This is a genomic window from Pseudomonas sp. B3G-3 (assembly GCF_028640915.1).
Classification (GTDB): domain Bacteria; phylum Pseudomonadota; class Gammaproteobacteria; order Pseudomonadales; family Pseudomonadaceae; genus Aquipseudomonas; species Aquipseudomonas chlororaphis_I.
Genome location: NZ_JAQZAB010000133.1, coordinates 70,777 through 84,567, shown reverse-complemented (window position 1 = coordinate 84,567; position 13,791 = coordinate 70,777). Strand labels below are relative to the sequence as shown.

Genomic DNA, 13,791 nt, shown 5'->3' with positions numbered 1-13,791 from the left:
GCTATAAAAGCGAAGGTAATCCGTTGTAGGAGCGAGGCTTGCCCGCGATGGACTTGAGAGTTAGGAGCGAGCTTGCTCGCGATGGACCCGATGCCGACACAGCTGCAAAAGGCCGACCAAAATGCCCGGTGCCGCGCATCCCCAGCTTGTCAGTTCGCCCCTCCACCGCCACACTAGCGCTCATGAAAAACGTCAGCCCCAGCTACCTCAAGCATCACTTCCTGATCGCCATGCCGCACATGGCCGACCCGAACTTTGCGCACACCTTGACCTACATCGTCGAGCACAATGCCAATGGCGCCATGGGGTTGGTGGTCAATCGTCCGCAGGACCTGAACCTCGCCGACATCCTCGAGCAATTGCGCCCCGAGATCGACCCGCCAGCGCTCTGCCAGCATGTGCCAATCTTCATCGGTGGCCCGGTGCAGACCGATCGCGGCTTTGTCCTGCATCCCAGCGGCCCGACCTTCCAGGCCACGGTCGAGCTGGATGGCCTGTCGCTGTCGACGTCCCAGGACGTGCTGTTCGCCATCGCCGATGGCGTCGGCCCGGCCAAAAGCCTGATCGCCCTCGGTTATGCCGGCTGGGAAGCCGGGCAGCTGGAAGCCGAGCTGGCGGACAACGCCTGGCTGACCTGCCCGTTCGACGCCGACATCCTGTTCAACACCAGCAGTGAGCTGCGCCTGGAAGCGGCGGCCAAGCACCTGGGCATCAACCTCGCCCTGCTGACCAGCCAGGCGGGCCACGCCTGATGGCCCTGCGACTGATCCTCGGGTTCGACTACGGCACCAAGCAGATTGGCGTGGCGGTTGGCCAGGCCATCACCGGCCAGGCCCGCGAGCTGTGCACCCTGAAGGCGCAGAACGGCGTACCGGACTGGAACCAGGTCGAAGCCCTGATCAAGGAATGGAAGCCGGACGCGGTGGTGGTCGGCCTGCCATTGAACATGGACGGCACCCCGAGCGAGATGTGCGTGCGCGCCGAGAAATTCGCCCGGCGCCTCAATGGCCGCTACAACCTGCCCTTCTATACCCATGACGAACGCCTGACCACTTTCGAGGCCAAGGGCGAACGCCTGGCCCGGGGCGGCCAGAAAGGCAGTTACCGCGACAACCCGGTCGACGCCATCGCCGCTGCCCTGCTGCTGCAAGGCTGGCTCGACGAAAACGCAGCGCTGTTGAACAACTGAAACGCCGAATCCTGAAGATGCGTGGCCACCCCCGGCCACGCGCCTCCTGGCCACAACACCAGCCGTAAGACCCTGCGCCTCGCTGCACGCAACCAGGCGCGGGCCCACGAAGGAGCAATCATGAGCCTGCCCAATCCCGCCGAACTGATCAGCCAGATGGCCGTGCGTCTCACCGCCCACCTGGAACAACGCGCCATCAGCGAGCCCCGCTATATCGGCATCCGTACCGGCGGCGTCTGGGTCGCCCAGGCCCTGCTCGCCGAACTGGGCAGCGACGCGCCGCTGGGCACCCTGGATGTGTCCTTCTACCGCGACGACTTCAGCCAGAACGGCCTGCACCCGCAGGTGCGCCCTTCCGAGCTGCCGTTCGAGATCGAAGGCCAGCACCTGATCCTGATCGACGACGTGCTGATGAGCGGCCGCACTATCCGCGCCGCCCTCAACGAGCTGTTCGACTATGGCCGCCCGGCCAGCGTGACCCTGGTCTGCCTGTTGGACCTGGACGCCGCCGAGCTGCCGATTCGCCCGAACGTGGTCGGTGCCACCCTGTCGCTGGCCGCCCACGAGCGGGTAAAATTGTCCGGTCCTGCGCCGCTTCAACTCGAGCTTCAAGACCTCGCCCTTTAATTCGCCCCTCTAAAGAGTCCATTGCGATGACGCCTCTAGACGCCAAGCGCCCGCTGCAGCTCAACGATCAGGGCCAGCTGCGCCATTTCCTCTCGCTCGACGGTCTGCGTCGCGAGCTGCTGACGGAAATCCTCGACACCGCCGACTCCTTCCTCGAAGTCGGCGCCCGGGCGGTGAAGAAAGTCCCTTTGCTGCGCGGCAAGACCGTGTGCAACGTGTTCTTCGAAAACTCCACCCGCACCCGCACCACCTTCGAACTGGCGGCCCAGCGCCTGTCGGCGGACGTGATCACGCTCAACGTATCCACCTCCTCGGCCAGCAAGGGTGAAACCCTGCTCGATACCCTGCGCAACCTCGAAGCCATGGCCGCCGACATGTTCGTCGTGCGCCACGGCGACTCCGGCGCCGCGCACTTCATCGCCGAACATGTGTGCCCGCAGGTGGCGATCATCAACGGCGGCGACGGCCGCCACGCCCACCCGACCCAGGGCATGCTCGACATGCTCACCATCCGCCGGCACAAGGGCGGCTTCGAAAACCTCTCGGTGGCCATCGTCGGCGACATCCTGCACTCGCGGGTGGCGCGCTCGAACATGCTGGCCCTGAAAACCCTGGGTTGCCCGGACATCCGCGTGATCGCGCCCAAGACCCTGCTGCCGATCGGCATCGAGCAATACGGGGTGAAGGTCTACACCGACATGGCCGAAGGCCTGAAAGACGTCGACGTGGTGATCATGCTGCGCCTGCAGCGTGAGCGCATGCAGGGCGGCCTGCTGCCGAGCGAGGGCGAGTTCTACCGCCTGTTCGGCCTGACCACCGCGCGCCTGGCCGGCGCCAAGCCGGACGCCATCGTCATGCACCCGGGGCCGATCAACCGCGGCGTGGAGATCGAATCGGCGGTGGCCGACGGTCCGCACTCGGTGATCCTCAACCAGGTGACCTACGGTATCGCGGTACGCATGGCCGTACTGTCCATGGCCATGAGCGGGCAGACCGCCCAGCGACAATTCGAGCAGGAGAACGCCCAGTGAAGCTCAGCATTCTCGGCGCCCGTGTCATCGATCCAAGCAGCGGCCTGGATCAAGTCAGCGATATCCATCTGGAAGCCGGCAAGATCGTCGCCATCGGCGCCGCGCCCGCCGGTTTCAACGCGGTCGAAAGCCTCGACGCCAAAGGCCTGGTGGCCGCGCCCGGACTGGTGGACCTGAACGTCTCCCTGCGCGAGCCGGGCTACAGCCGCAAAGGCACCATCGCCAGCGAAACCCGCGCCGCCGCGGCCGGTGGCGTCACCAGCCTGTGCTGCCCGCCGCGCACCAAGCCGGTGCTGGACACCTCGGCGGTGGCCGAGCTGATCCTCGATCGCGCCCGCGAAGCCGGCAATACCAAGGTGTTCCCGATCGGCGCCCTGAGCAAAGGCCTGGACGGCGAACAGCTGGCCGAGCTGATCGCCCTGCGCGACGCCGGTTGCGTGGCCTTCGGCAACGGCCTGGAGGGTTTCCGCAGCGCCCGTACCCTGTGCCGGGCGCTGGAATACGCGGCAACCTTCGACCTGACGGTGATTTTCCACTCCCAGGACCGCGACCTGGCCGAAGGCGGCCTGGCCCACGAAGGCGCCACCGCCAGCTTCCTCGGCCTGCCGGGCATTCCGGAAACCGCGGAAACCGTGGCGCTGGCCCGTGACCTGCTGCTGGTGGAACAAAGCGGCGTGCGCGCCCACTTCAGCCAATTGACCAGTGCCCGGGGCGTGGCCCTGATCGCCCAGGCCCAGGCCCGTGGCCTGCCGGTGACCGCCGATGTAGCGCTGTACCAGCTGATCCTCACCGACGACGCGCTGATCGACTTCTCCAGCCTCTATCACGTGCAGCCGCCGCTGCGCTCGCGCGCCGACCGCGAAGGCCTGCGTGAAGCGGTGAAGTCCGGGGTGGTCCAGGCCATCTCCAGCCATCACCAGCCCCATGAACGCGATGCCAAGCTGGCACCTTTCGGGGCTACCGAGCCGGGCATCAGCAGCGTCGAGCTGCTGCTGCCACTGGCCATGACCCTGGTGGAAGACGGCCTGCTCGACCTGCCGACCCTGCTGGCACGCCTGAGCAGCGGCCCGGCCGACGCCCTGCGCCTGCCGGTCGGCAAGCTGGCGGTGGGCGCCCCGGCGGACCTGGTACTGTTCGACCCGAGCACGTCCACCGTGGCCGGCGAACACTGGCTGTCGAAAGGCGAGAACTGCCCGTTCCTCGGCCATAGCCTGCCGGGCGCGGTGCGCTACACCCTGGTGGATGGGCGGATCAGCCACAAGGGCTGACGGCCATGATCGCGAGCAAGCTCGCTCCTACAGGTACGGCACAGGCCACATGGGCGCCGTACTTCTTCTGTAGGAGCGAGCTTGCTCGCGATAGCGCTCCTGCATTCAACGCCGCTGCGCGTTACGCAACGACACCTGGTCGTTCAGCGTCCAGAAGTCATACAAGACCCCCAGAAAGAACACCCCGCCAGTCAGCAGGTACAGCAGGCCGCTGATCCATTTGCCCTGATACATACGGTGCACGCCAAAGATCCCGAGAAAGGTCAGCAGGATCCAGGCGACGCTGTACTCGATCGGTCCCGGGGTAAAACGCAGGTCGGCCTCGCGGTCCATGGCCGGGATCAGGAACAGGTCGATCAGCCAACCGATACCCAGCAAGCCCAGGGTGAAAAACCAGATAGTCCCGGTAATCGGCTTGCCGTAATAGAAGCGGTGAGAGCCGGTAAAACCGAAAATCCACAACAGGTAACCGATCACCTTGCTGTGGGTGTCATGGGTCGAACCGTCCGGGCGATAGGTGTTCATTGAGTACCTCGTTCCACGCAATAGATAAATTTTCTTTAATTCTTTGTGACTTTTTTACAGGCAGCCGACGTGTGGCAAATGTTAAGGTCGCTGCCGTGAAACCCTTGTACTGCCTGACTTCTGTCGGACAATTGCGTCAATTTGCCGCCTCTTCAGCGAATTTGACCTCCAGGTTGAATCGACCAACGGCCTGAGAAGTGACAAAAAAGCTGTTATAAAGTTGCGCGCTAACCCATATGAGCCTTGCCTAATGCGTCCATTTTTCAAGACATGGCTAACCATTTGCCTATTGATGCCACTGGCCGCCCACGCCACCAATCGTGAGCAACGTCTTCCCAACGTGAACGGCTTCACTCCAAAAGCCCACGTTACCCAAGTCAGCAAGAACAGCTCCAAGAACAAGCTGTCGGTCAAACGCCCGACCCACCTGAGCAGCGTCAGCAGCAAGCCGGTGCCGCAGATGGCGGCCAAGCAGAGCAGCACCGTGCTCAGCCGTGCCGTCAACGTACTGGGTACCCCTTACCGTTGGGGCGGCAGCAGCCCAAGCAAAGGCTTCGACTGCAGCGGCCTGGTGAAATACGCGTTCAACGACGTCGCCGCCGTCGATCTGCCGCGCACCTCCAATGCTATGGCCAGCGGCCACGGGCAGAAAGTCGAGCGCAAGGACCTCAAGCCTGGCGACCTGCTGTTCTTCAACCTCAAGAGCCGCCGGGTCAACCACGTCGCCATCTACCTGGGCAACGATCGTTTCATCCACGCGCCGCGCCGCGGCAAGTCGGTGACCATCGATACCCTGAAGAAGCCGTACTGGGACAAGAACTACGTAGTGGCCAAGCGGGTCCTGCCAAAAGAGCAGAACACCCTGCGCATCGTCCAGCGCTGATCCGCTTTCCCTGATCGCGAGCCATCGAGCAGCCATGCTCGATGGCTCGCGATTGCATTTGCCGCCCCGATACCTCTCCCCCTCAAATACTCTCCGGCGCCCGCGCCTTCTCCCGGGCGTGCTCCCGGCTGACCAGCCCGGCATCCACCAGCGCCTTCAGGCTCATGTCCAGGGTCTGCATCCCCTGCGCCCCGCCGGTCTGGATCGCCGAATACATCTGCGCCACCTTGTCCTCGCGGATCAGGTTACGGATCGCCGCGCTGCCCAGCATGATCTCGTGGGCCGCTACCCGGCCTCCGCCGATCCGCTTCACCAGCGCCTGGGAAATCACCGCCTGCAGCGATTCGGAGAGCATGGAGCGGACCATCGCCTTCTCCTCGGCCGGAAACACATCCACCACCCGGTCCACGGTTTTCGCCGCCGAGGTGGTGTGCAGGGTACCGAACACCAGATGCCCGGTCTCCGCGGCGGTCAACGCCAGGCGAATGGTTTCCAGGTCGCGCATCTCGCCGACCAGGATCACATCCGGGTCCTCGCGCAGGGCCGAACGCAGCGCCGTGGAGAAGCTGTGGGTGTCGCGATGCACCTCGCGCTGGTTGATCAGGCACTTCTTCGATTCGTGGATGAACTCGATGGGGTCCTCGATGGTGAGGATGTGCTGGTGCCGGCTCTGGTTCAGGTGATCGATCATCGCCGCCAGGGTGGTCGACTTGCCCGAACCGGTCGGTCCGGTCACCAGTACCAGGCCGCGGGGCACTTCGCTGATGTGGCGAAACACCTCGCCCATGCCCAGTTCGTCCAGGCTCGGCACCTTGGCCGGAATGCTGCGAAAGACCGCGCCAGCGCCGCGCTGATGGTTGAAGGCATTGACCCGAAAGCGCGCCAGGCCCGGCACCGCGAAGGAAAAGTCGATCTCCAGCGCGGCCTTGAACTCGGCCCGCTGCGGGTCCGTCATGCTGGCCAGGATCAGCTCGTGCACCTGTTGCGCCTCCAGCACCGGCAGGTTGATCCGGCGAATATCGCCGTCGATGCGAATCATCGGCGGCAAACCGGCCGAGAGGTGCAGGTCCGAAGCGCCCTGCTTGACGCTGAAGGCCAGCAACTCAGTGATATCCATAGCGTTCCCCAATTCCAGTAGAATGCCGCGAACCCAAGACCCGCTGGCGTACATCGAATGTCCACGATAGCAGACAACATCGCCCTGGTTAGCGCACGGATCCGTGCCGCGGCGCAGGCCTCGCAACGTGACGAAAGCAGTATCCACCTGCTGGCCGTGAGCAAGACCAAGCCCGCCGCGGCGCTGCGTGAAGCCTATGCCGCCGGCCTGCACGACTTCGGCGAGAACTACCTGCAGGAAGCCCTGGGCAAACAGGCGGAACTCGGCGACCTGCCCTTGAGTTGGCACTTCATCGGCCCCATTCAGTCGAACAAGACGCGAGCTATCGCCGAGAACTTCGCCTGGGTGCATTCCGTGGATCGCTTGAAAATCGCTCAACGCCTGTCCGAGCAACGCCCGGCCGACTTGCCGCCGTTGAACATCTGCATTCAGGTCAATGTCAGCGGCGAGGCCAGCAAGTCTGGCTGCACGCCGGCCGACCTGCCCGCCCTGGCCAGCGCCATCGGCGCCTTGCCGCGCCTGAAACTGCGCGGGCTGATGGCGATTCCCGAGCCGACCGAAGATCGTGCCGCCCAGGACGCCGCCTTCGCGGCCGTGCGCCGCCTGAACGAAAACCTGCACGCCAGCCTGGACCTGCCAACCGACACACTTTCCATGGGCATGAGCCACGACCTCGAAGCGGCCATCGCCCAAGGCGCCACCTGGGTACGTATCGGTACCGCCCTGTTTGGCGCTCGCGATTATGGCCAGCCATGACCGTGGCGGCCCCACCTCTGAATAAGGACCTGTCATGAGCAAGACTCGTATCGCCTTTATCGGCGCCGGCAACATGGCTGCCAGCCTGATCGGCGGCCTGCGCGCCAAGGGCCTGGACGCCAGCCAGATCCGCGCCAGCGACCCGGGCGCCGAAACCCGCGCCAAGGTCCAGGCCGAGCACGGCATTGAACTGTTCGCCGACAACGCCGAAGCCATCGACGGCGTCGACGTGGTGGTGCTGGCGGTCAAGCCACAGGCCATGAAGGCCGTGTGCGAAGCCCTGCGCCCCAGCCTGAAGCCGCACCAGCTGATCGTGTCCATCGCCGCCGGCATCACCTGCGCCAGCATGAACACATGGCTCGGCGAGCAGCCGATTGTGCGCTGCATGCCCAACACCCCGGCCCTGCTGCGCCAGGGCGCCAGCGGCCTGTACGCCACCGCCGCGGTGAGCGCGGAGCAACGCCAGCAGGCGCAAGAGCTGCTGTCGGCCGTGGGCATCGTCCTGTGGCTGGAGCAGGAGCAGCAACTGGACGCGGTGACCGCGGTGTCCGGCAGTGGCCCGGCGTATTTCTTCCTGCTGATCGAAGCCATGACCGCCGCCGGCGAGAAGCTCGGCCTGCCACGGGAAACCGCCCGGCAACTGACCCTGCAGACCGCGCTGGGCGCGGCGCACATGGCGGTGTCCAGCGACGTCGACGCGGCCGAACTGCGCCGCCGCGTGACCTCGCCGGCCGGTACCACGGAAGCGGCGATCAAGTCGTTCCAGGCCAGCGGCTTCGAAGCCCTGGTGGAAAAAGCATTGGGTGCCGCCGCGCACCGCTCGGCCGAGATGGCCGAACAACTGGGCCAATAAGGAGCCAATGATGATTGGATTGAACACTGCGGCGGTGTACGTGCTGCAAACCCTGGGCAGCCTGTACCTGCTGATCGTGCTGCTGCGCTTCGTGCTGCAACTGGTACGCGCCGACTTCTACAACCCGCTGTGCCAGTTCGCCGTGCGCGCCACCCAGCCGCTGCTCAAGCCGATGCGCCGGGTCATCCCGAGCCTGTTCGGCCTGGACATGTCGTCGCTGATCCTGGCGATCGTCGTGCAACTGCTGCTGATGGCCCTGACCCTGCTGCTGACCTACGGCACCACCGGCAACCCGGTGCAACTGCTGATCTGGTCGATCATTGGCGTGACTGCGCTGTTCATGAAGATTTTCTTCTTCGCCCTGATTATCAGCGTGATCCTTTCCTGGGTCGCCCCGGGCAGCCATAACCCGGGCGCCGAACTGGTCAACCAGATCTGCGAGCCGGCCCTGGCGCCGTTCCGCCGCATCCTGCCGAGCATGGGCGGCCTGGATATCTCGCCGATCCTGGCGTTCATGGTGCTCAAGCTGATCGACATGCTGGTGATCAACAACCTGGCAGCGATGACCATGATGCCGGAAATCCTGCGCCTGCTGATCTGACCCGGCCTCTGTGATGAGCTACTTTCGCTGGGACGGCGACGACCTGATCCTGGAGTGTCACCTGCAACCTGCGGCCCGTAGCGATGACTTCGCCGGGCTGCATGGCGAGCGCCTGAAGATCCGCCTCACCGCGCCGCCAGTGGAGGGCAAGGCCAACGCCTACCTGATGGCGTTCCTGGCCAAGGCGTTCGGCGTGTCCAAGAGCCAGGTCAGCCTGATCAGTGGCGAGCTGAACCGGCAGAAACGGGTGCGGATCAACGCGCCGAAGAAGCTGCCGGATCTGCCTGGCCTGACGCGCCAGACCTGAGCCTGTTTCGCGAGCAAGCTCGCTCCTACAAGGTCACCGCAGCCCCTGTAGGAGCGAGCTTGCTCGCGATAAATGGCCCGCTTGGCAATGCAATGAAATCAGCCCCGGCCTTTGCTTGCCGCTGGGGGCAGCGGTCTTTAGACTTACGCCTCATTTAAACGAGAGCAGGGTCGATGCCAACTGCCTTTCCCGCCGATTCCGTTGGTCTGGTGACGCCGCAAGTGGCGCACTTCAGCGAGCCCCTGGCCCTGGCCTGCGGCCGCTCCCTGCCAGCCTATGATCTGATCTTTGAGACCTACGGCCAGCTGAACGCCACGGCGAGCAATGCCGTGCTGATCTGCCACGCCCTGTCCGGCCATCACCACGCCGCCGGCTACCACAGCCCCGACGACCGCAAGCCGGGTTGGTGGGACAGCTGCATCGGCCCGGGCAAGCCGATCGACACCAACAAGTTCTTCGTCGTCAGCCTGAACAACCTCGGCGGCTGCAACGGCTCCACCGGTCCGAGCAGCGTCAACCCGGACACCGGCAAGCCGTTCGGCGCCGATTTCCCGGTGCTGACCGTGGAAGACTGGGTGCACAGCCAGGCGCGCCTGGCCGACCGGATCGGCATCAACCAGTGGGCCGCCGTGATCGGCGGCAGCCTGGGCGGCATGCAGGCCCTGCAATGGACCATCACCTACCCGGACCGGGTGCGCCATTGCCTGGCCATCGCCTCGGCGCCCAAGCTGTCGGCGCAGAACATTGCCTTCAACGAAGTGGCGCGCCAGGCCATCCTCACCGACCCCGAATTCCACGGCGGTTCGTTCCAGGAACAGGGCGTGATCCCCAAGCGCGGGCTGATGCTGGCGCGGATGGTCGGACACATCACCTACCTGTCCGACGACTCCATGGGCGAGAAATTCGGCCGTGGCCTGAAGAGCGAAAAGCTCAACTACGACTTCCACAGCGTCGAGTTCCAGGTCGAAAGCTACCTGCGTTATCAGGGCGAGGAGTTCTCCGGGCGGTTCGACGCCAACACCTACCTGCTGATGACCAAGGCCCTGGATTACTTCGATCCGGCGGCGAACTTCGACGATAACCTGGCGAAAACCTTCGAAGGCGCCAAGGCCAAATTCTGCGTGATGTCCTTCACCACCGACTGGCGCTTCTCCCCGGCCCGCTCGCGGGAGCTGGTGGACGCCCTGATGGCCGCGCGCAAGGACGTCAGCTACCTGGAAATCGATGCGCCACAGGGCCACGACGCCTTCCTGATTCCGATCCCGCGCTACTTGCAGGCGTTCGGTAATTACATGAACCGAATTACGGTGTGAACAAGCCATGAGAGCTGATCTGGAAATCATCCAGGAATGGATCCCCGCCGGCAGCCGCGTGCTCGACCTCGGTTGCGGCAATGGCGAACTGCTGAGCTGGCTGCGCGATCACAAGCAGGTCACCGGTTATGGCCTGGAAAACGACCCGGACAACATCGCCGAGTGCGTGGCCAAGGGCATCAACGTCATCGAGCAGGACCTGGACAAGGGCCTGGGCAACTTCGCCAGCAACAGCTTCGATATCGTGGTCATGACCCAGGCCCTGCAGGCCGTGCACTACCCGGACCGGATCCTCGACGAAATGCTGCGGGTCGGCCGCCAGTGCATCATCACCTTCCCCAACTTCGGCCACTGGCGCTGCCGCTGGTACCTGGCCAGCAAGGGGCGGATGCCGGTCTCCGAATTCCTGCCGTACACCTGGTACAACACGCCGAACATCCACTTCTGCACCTTCGAGGACTTCGAAGAGCTTTGCCGCGAACGTGAAGCCAAGGTCATCGATCGCCTTGCGGTGGATCAACAGCACCGCCACGGGTGGGCCAGTAAGCTATGGCCTAATCTGTTAGGTGAGATCGGCATCTACCGCGTCAGCAGCCCCGGCCTGCAGGATCACCAGATCGCGGTATAAACCAGGTTCAAAGCAAGGAGAACGATCATGGGTCGCTTGGTTACTTTTCTATTGGCAGCGTGCCTGAGCGCGTCGGCGATGGCCGCCGAGCCCATCAAGGGCGAGCGCCAGGAAGTGTTCGGTGATGTGACCGTGCACTACAACACCTTCAACTCCACCTTCCTGCAACCGGATATCGCCAAGGCCGCGGAGCTGGTGCGCAGCAAGAACCAGGGCGTGATCAACGTTTCCGTGCTCAAGGCCGGCAAACCGCTGGTCGCCCAGGTCACCGGGACCGTCAAGGACCTGACCAGCCAATCGGTGCCGCTGAAATTCAAGCAGGTCACCGAACAGGGCGCGATCTACTACATCGCCCAGTACCCGGTGGAACAGCAGGAAACCCGCACCTTCGAAATCAAGGTGCAGACCGGCGACACGATCAACACCATCAATTTCAACCAAGAGCTTTTCCCCGGCGAATGATGACTTTTACCCAACTCGTACTGGCCAGCCATAACGCCGGCAAACTCAAGGAACTCCAGGCCATGCTCGGCGACTCGGTGCACCTGCGCTCGATCGGCGAGTTCAGCAGCGTCGAGCCGGAAGAAACCGGCCTGTCGTTCGTCGAGAACGCCATCCTCAAGGCCCGCAACGCTTCGCGCATTTCCGGCCTGCCGGCGCTGGCGGACGACTCGGGACTGGCGGTGGACTTCCTCGGCGGCGCGCCGGGCATCTACTCGGCGCGTTATGCCGACGGCCAGGGCGACGCGGCGAACAACGCCAAGCTGCTGGGCGCCCTGAAGGACGTCCCCGAGGCCGAGCGCGGCGCGCAGTTCGTCTGCGTGCTGGCACTGGTGCGGCATGCAGAGGATCCGCTGCCGATCCTCTGCGAAGGCCTGTGGCACGGACGCATTCTCACGGCGGCCAGCGGTGAGCACGGTTTCGGCTACGACCCGCTGTTCTGGGTGCCGGAGCGCAACTGCTCCAGCGCCGAACTGGACCCGATCCAAAAGAACCAACTCAGCCATCGCGCCCGCGCCATGGCCCTTCTGCGGCAACGCTTGAGCCTGCAATGACCATTGATTCGTCCGCGCAACCGCTGATTCTCGGCGGTGCGCAAACGCCCCGGGCGGCCCTGCCCCAGTTGCCGCCCCTGGCGCTGTACATCCACATCCCGTGGTGTGTACGCAAATGCCCTTACTGCGACTTCAACTCCCACGCCGCCAGCCCGGTGCTGCCGGAAGAAGAGTACGTCGACGCCCTGCTGGCCGACCTCGACCAGGACCTCCCCGCCGTCTACGGCCGCGAGCTGAGTTCGATCTTCTTCGGCGGCGGCACGCCGAGCCTGTTCAGCGCCCAGGCCCTGGGCCGGCTGCTCAAAGGCGTGGAGCAACGCATCCCGTTCGCCCACGACATCGAGATCACCCTGGAAGCCAACCCCGGGACCTTCGAGCAGGAGAAGTTCACCGCCTATCGCGCCCTGGGCATCAATCGCCTGTCGATCGGCATCCAGAGCTTCCAGGAAGACAAGCTCAAGGCCCTGGGCCGCATCCATAACGGCGACGAGGCGGTCCGCGCCGCCGGCATGGCGCGCCAGGCCGGGTTCGACAACTTCAACCTGGACCTGATGCACGGCCTGCCCGACCAGTCCCTGGACGACGCCCTGAGCGACCTGCGCCAGGCCATCGCCATGAAGCCGACCCACCTGTCCTGGTACCAGCTGACCCTGGAGCCCAATACGGTGTTCTGGAACCAGCCGCCGACGCTGCCGGAAGACGACACCCTGTGGGACATCCAGGAAGCCGGCCAGGCGCTTTTGGCCGAACACGGCTACGCCCAGTACGAAGTCTCGGCCTATGCCCAGCCCGGCCGAGCGGCACGGCACAACCTCAATTACTGGAGCTTCGGCGACTTCATCGGCATCGGCGCCGGCGCCCACGGCAAGCTCAGCCATCCGGACGGGCGCATCGTGCGCACCTGGAAGACCCGCCTGCCCAAGGACTACCTCAACCCGGCGAAAAACTTCAAGGCCGGCGAAAAGGACCTGAGCAACGAAGAGCTGCCGTTCGAGTTCTTGATGAACGCCCTGCGCCTGACCGAAGGCGTCGAGGCCCGGCTGTACCCGGAGCGCACCGGGCTGCCCCTGGAAAGCCTCGCCGAAGGTCGCCGCGACGCCGAACAAAGCGGCCTGTTGCAGGTCGAACCGTCACGCCTGGCGGCCACCCCGCGCGGCCAACTCTTCCTCAATGACTTGCTGCAGAAATTTCTGAGCTGATTTCAGCCCTAAGGGAAAACGAATGGATTTGATACTCGACCTGCTCGCTACCGTGTCCCGCTGGAGTCGCAGCAACCTTTCAGAAATCTCCCTGGCCCTGGTCGGCTGCCTGTTGGTGCTGTTCGGTGCCGATATCAAAGGCTGGGTCGAAGCGCGCCTGGGCGGCCTCGCCGGCGCTCTGCGCGTACCGATGATGGCGCTGCTGTGCATGATCGGCAGCGGCGCGGCGCTGATCTACGCCACGCCGTGGATCGTCCGCGGACTGAGCCAGTTCAACAACTACAGCCTGGCGCCGGTGCTGCTGGTGGTGCTGGTGCTGATCGGCGTCGTCGCCGACCGCCGCTGACCTGTAGCCGCTGCCGCAGGCTGCGATTGGCTGCGCAGCAGCCATAAACCCAGACACTGCATTACACCTGACGTATCGCATCAACAGGCTTGG

General features: G+C 64.4%; 18 protein-coding genes. 16 read left to right on the top strand and 2 right to left on the bottom strand.

Annotated features, from left to right (window positions below; translation table 11 throughout):
* Window positions 1-182 precede the first annotated feature (182 nt).
* The 5 genes from PVZ80_RS30520 (at window position 183) to PVZ80_RS30500 (ending at window position 4,115) form a co-directional block, all read left to right on the top strand.
* Window positions 183-752 (top strand): YqgE/AlgH family protein, encoded by a 570-nt coding sequence (locus PVZ80_RS30520; protein ID WP_007929972.1) that lies wholly within the window; start codon window positions 183-185, stop codon window positions 750-752.
* A complete protein-coding gene (gene ruvX / locus PVZ80_RS30515) occupies window positions 752-1,189 on the top strand; it encodes a Holliday junction resolvase RuvX (RefSeq protein WP_009046019.1) in 438 nt (145 codons plus the stop codon). Before PVZ80_RS30520 ends, ruvX begins: the two co-directional genes overlap by 1 nt.
* 120 nt (window positions 1,190-1,309) lie before the next feature.
* A complete protein-coding gene (gene pyrR, locus PVZ80_RS30510; RefSeq protein WP_007929976.1) occupies window positions 1,310-1,816 on the top strand; it encodes a bifunctional pyr operon transcriptional regulator/uracil phosphoribosyltransferase PyrR in 507 nt (168 codons plus the stop codon).
* Window positions 1,817-1,842: 26 nt separating this feature from the next.
* The gene (locus PVZ80_RS30505; protein ID WP_007929978.1) at window positions 1,843-2,847 is read left to right on the top strand and encodes an aspartate carbamoyltransferase catalytic subunit; all 1,005 of its coding nucleotides are present in this window, start codon (window positions 1,843-1,845) and stop codon (window positions 2,845-2,847) included.
* The gene (locus PVZ80_RS30500) at window positions 2,844-4,115 is read left to right on the top strand and encodes a dihydroorotase (protein WP_009051310.1); all 1,272 of its coding nucleotides are present in this window, start codon (window positions 2,844-2,846) and stop codon (window positions 4,113-4,115) included. Before PVZ80_RS30505 ends, PVZ80_RS30500 begins: the two co-directional genes overlap by 4 nt.
* 105 nt (window positions 4,116-4,220) lie before the next feature.
* On the opposite strand, the gene PVZ80_RS30495 is transcribed toward PVZ80_RS30500, so the two are convergent.
* Window positions 4,221-4,640, bottom strand: a complete 420-nt coding sequence (locus PVZ80_RS30495; RefSeq protein ID WP_009051311.1) for an NINE protein — start codon at window positions 4,638-4,640, stop codon at window positions 4,221-4,223.
* Between the two features lie 250 nt (window positions 4,641-4,890).
* On the opposite strand from PVZ80_RS30495, the gene PVZ80_RS30490 reads away from it, so the two are divergent.
* Window positions 4,891-5,523 carry a C40 family peptidase gene (locus PVZ80_RS30490; protein ID WP_009046022.1) on the top strand — a complete coding sequence of 211 codons (633 nt, stop codon included), beginning with the start codon at window positions 4,891-4,893 and terminating at the stop codon, window positions 5,521-5,523.
* A gap of 82 nt (window positions 5,524-5,605) precedes the next feature.
* On the opposite strand, the gene PVZ80_RS30485 is transcribed toward PVZ80_RS30490, so the two are convergent.
* Window positions 5,606-6,640: a type IV pilus twitching motility protein PilT gene (locus tag PVZ80_RS30485; RefSeq protein WP_273864950.1), complete on the bottom strand. Its 1,035-nt coding sequence runs from the start codon at window positions 6,638-6,640 to the stop codon at window positions 5,606-5,608.
* Between the two features lie 57 nt (window positions 6,641-6,697).
* On the opposite strand from PVZ80_RS30485, the gene PVZ80_RS30480 reads away from it, so the two are divergent.
* The 10 genes from PVZ80_RS30480 (at window position 6,698) to PVZ80_RS30435 (ending at window position 13,698) form a co-directional block, all read left to right on the top strand.
* The gene (locus tag PVZ80_RS30480) at window positions 6,698-7,396 is read left to right on the top strand and encodes a YggS family pyridoxal phosphate-dependent enzyme (RefSeq protein ID WP_101283828.1); all 699 of its coding nucleotides are present in this window, start codon (window positions 6,698-6,700) and stop codon (window positions 7,394-7,396) included.
* A gap of 34 nt (window positions 7,397-7,430) precedes the next feature.
* On the top strand, window positions 7,431-8,249 hold the full coding sequence (gene proC / locus PVZ80_RS30475; protein ID WP_009051314.1) for a pyrroline-5-carboxylate reductase: 819 nt from the start codon (window positions 7,431-7,433) through the stop codon (window positions 8,247-8,249).
* 10 nt (window positions 8,250-8,259) lie between these two features.
* Complete coding sequence (locus PVZ80_RS30470; protein WP_009051315.1) at window positions 8,260-8,850, top strand: YggT family protein; 591 nt, start codon at window positions 8,260-8,262, stop codon at window positions 8,848-8,850.
* A gap of 13 nt (window positions 8,851-8,863) precedes the next feature.
* Entirely contained in the window at window positions 8,864-9,157 is a 294-nt protein-coding gene (locus PVZ80_RS30465) for a DUF167 domain-containing protein (protein WP_028683556.1), read from the top strand.
* A gap of 173 nt (window positions 9,158-9,330) precedes the next feature.
* On the top strand, window positions 9,331-10,470 hold the full coding sequence (metX, locus tag PVZ80_RS30460) for a homoserine O-succinyltransferase MetX (RefSeq protein ID WP_038636097.1): 1,140 nt from the start codon (window positions 9,331-9,333) through the stop codon (window positions 10,468-10,470).
* A 7-nt stretch (window positions 10,471-10,477) separates the two neighbouring features.
* Window positions 10,478-11,098 (top strand): methionine biosynthesis protein MetW, encoded by a 621-nt coding sequence (gene metW, locus PVZ80_RS30455; protein ID WP_007921185.1) that lies wholly within the window; start codon window positions 10,478-10,480, stop codon window positions 11,096-11,098.
* Window positions 11,099-11,125: 27 nt separating this feature from the next.
* Window positions 11,126-11,560: a DUF4426 domain-containing protein gene (locus PVZ80_RS30450; RefSeq protein ID WP_028683555.1), complete on the top strand. Its 435-nt coding sequence runs from the start codon at window positions 11,126-11,128 to the stop codon at window positions 11,558-11,560.
* Window positions 11,557-12,153 carry an RdgB/HAM1 family non-canonical purine NTP pyrophosphatase gene (rdgB, locus tag PVZ80_RS30445; RefSeq protein ID WP_041984937.1) on the top strand — a complete coding sequence of 199 codons (597 nt, stop codon included), beginning with the start codon at window positions 11,557-11,559 and terminating at the stop codon, window positions 12,151-12,153. Before PVZ80_RS30450 ends, rdgB begins: the two co-directional genes overlap by 4 nt.
* Complete coding sequence (hemW, locus tag PVZ80_RS30440) at window positions 12,150-13,352, top strand: radical SAM family heme chaperone HemW (protein WP_053270129.1); 1,203 nt, start codon at window positions 12,150-12,152, stop codon at window positions 13,350-13,352. The genes rdgB and hemW overlap by 4 nt, the downstream gene beginning before the upstream one ends.
* 22 nt (window positions 13,353-13,374) lie before the next feature.
* Window positions 13,375-13,698: a DUF3392 domain-containing protein gene (locus tag PVZ80_RS30435; protein WP_007921199.1), complete on the top strand. Its 324-nt coding sequence runs from the start codon at window positions 13,375-13,377 to the stop codon at window positions 13,696-13,698.
* Window positions 13,699-13,791 lie beyond the last annotated feature (93 nt).

Coding starts and splice junctions, on each gene's coding strand:
- PVZ80_RS30520 (WP_007929972.1), top strand. CDS start 183: ATGAAAAACGTCAGCCCCAGCTACCTCAAGCATCACTTCCTGATCGCC.
- ruvX (WP_009046019.1), top strand. CDS start 752: ATGGCCCTGCGACTGATCCTCGGGTTCGACTACGGCACCAAGCAGATT.
- pyrR (WP_007929976.1), top strand. CDS start 1,310: ATGAGCCTGCCCAATCCCGCCGAACTGATCAGCCAGATGGCCGTGCGT.
- PVZ80_RS30505 (WP_007929978.1), top strand. CDS start 1,843: ATGACGCCTCTAGACGCCAAGCGCCCGCTGCAGCTCAACGATCAGGGC.
- PVZ80_RS30495 (WP_009051311.1), bottom strand. CDS start 4,640: ATGAACACCTATCGCCCGGACGGTTCGACCCATGACACCCACAGCAAG.
- PVZ80_RS30490 (WP_009046022.1), top strand. CDS start 4,891: ATGCGTCCATTTTTCAAGACATGGCTAACCATTTGCCTATTGATGCCA.
- PVZ80_RS30485 (WP_273864950.1), bottom strand. CDS start 6,640: ATGGATATCACTGAGTTGCTGGCCTTCAGCGTCAAGCAGGGCGCTTCG.
- PVZ80_RS30480 (WP_101283828.1), top strand. CDS start 6,698: ATGTCCACGATAGCAGACAACATCGCCCTGGTTAGCGCACGGATCCGT.
- proC (WP_009051314.1), top strand. CDS start 7,431: ATGAGCAAGACTCGTATCGCCTTTATCGGCGCCGGCAACATGGCTGCC.
- PVZ80_RS30470 (WP_009051315.1), top strand. CDS start 8,260: ATGATTGGATTGAACACTGCGGCGGTGTACGTGCTGCAAACCCTGGGC.
- PVZ80_RS30465 (WP_028683556.1), top strand. CDS start 8,864: ATGAGCTACTTTCGCTGGGACGGCGACGACCTGATCCTGGAGTGTCAC.
- metX (WP_038636097.1), top strand. CDS start 9,331: ATGCCAACTGCCTTTCCCGCCGATTCCGTTGGTCTGGTGACGCCGCAA.
- metW (WP_007921185.1), top strand. CDS start 10,478: ATGAGAGCTGATCTGGAAATCATCCAGGAATGGATCCCCGCCGGCAGC.
- PVZ80_RS30450 (WP_028683555.1), top strand. CDS start 11,126: ATGGGTCGCTTGGTTACTTTTCTATTGGCAGCGTGCCTGAGCGCGTCG.
- rdgB (WP_041984937.1), top strand. CDS start 11,557: ATGATGACTTTTACCCAACTCGTACTGGCCAGCCATAACGCCGGCAAA.
- hemW (WP_053270129.1), top strand. CDS start 12,150: ATGACCATTGATTCGTCCGCGCAACCGCTGATTCTCGGCGGTGCGCAA.
- PVZ80_RS30435 (WP_007921199.1), top strand. CDS start 13,375: ATGGATTTGATACTCGACCTGCTCGCTACCGTGTCCCGCTGGAGTCGC.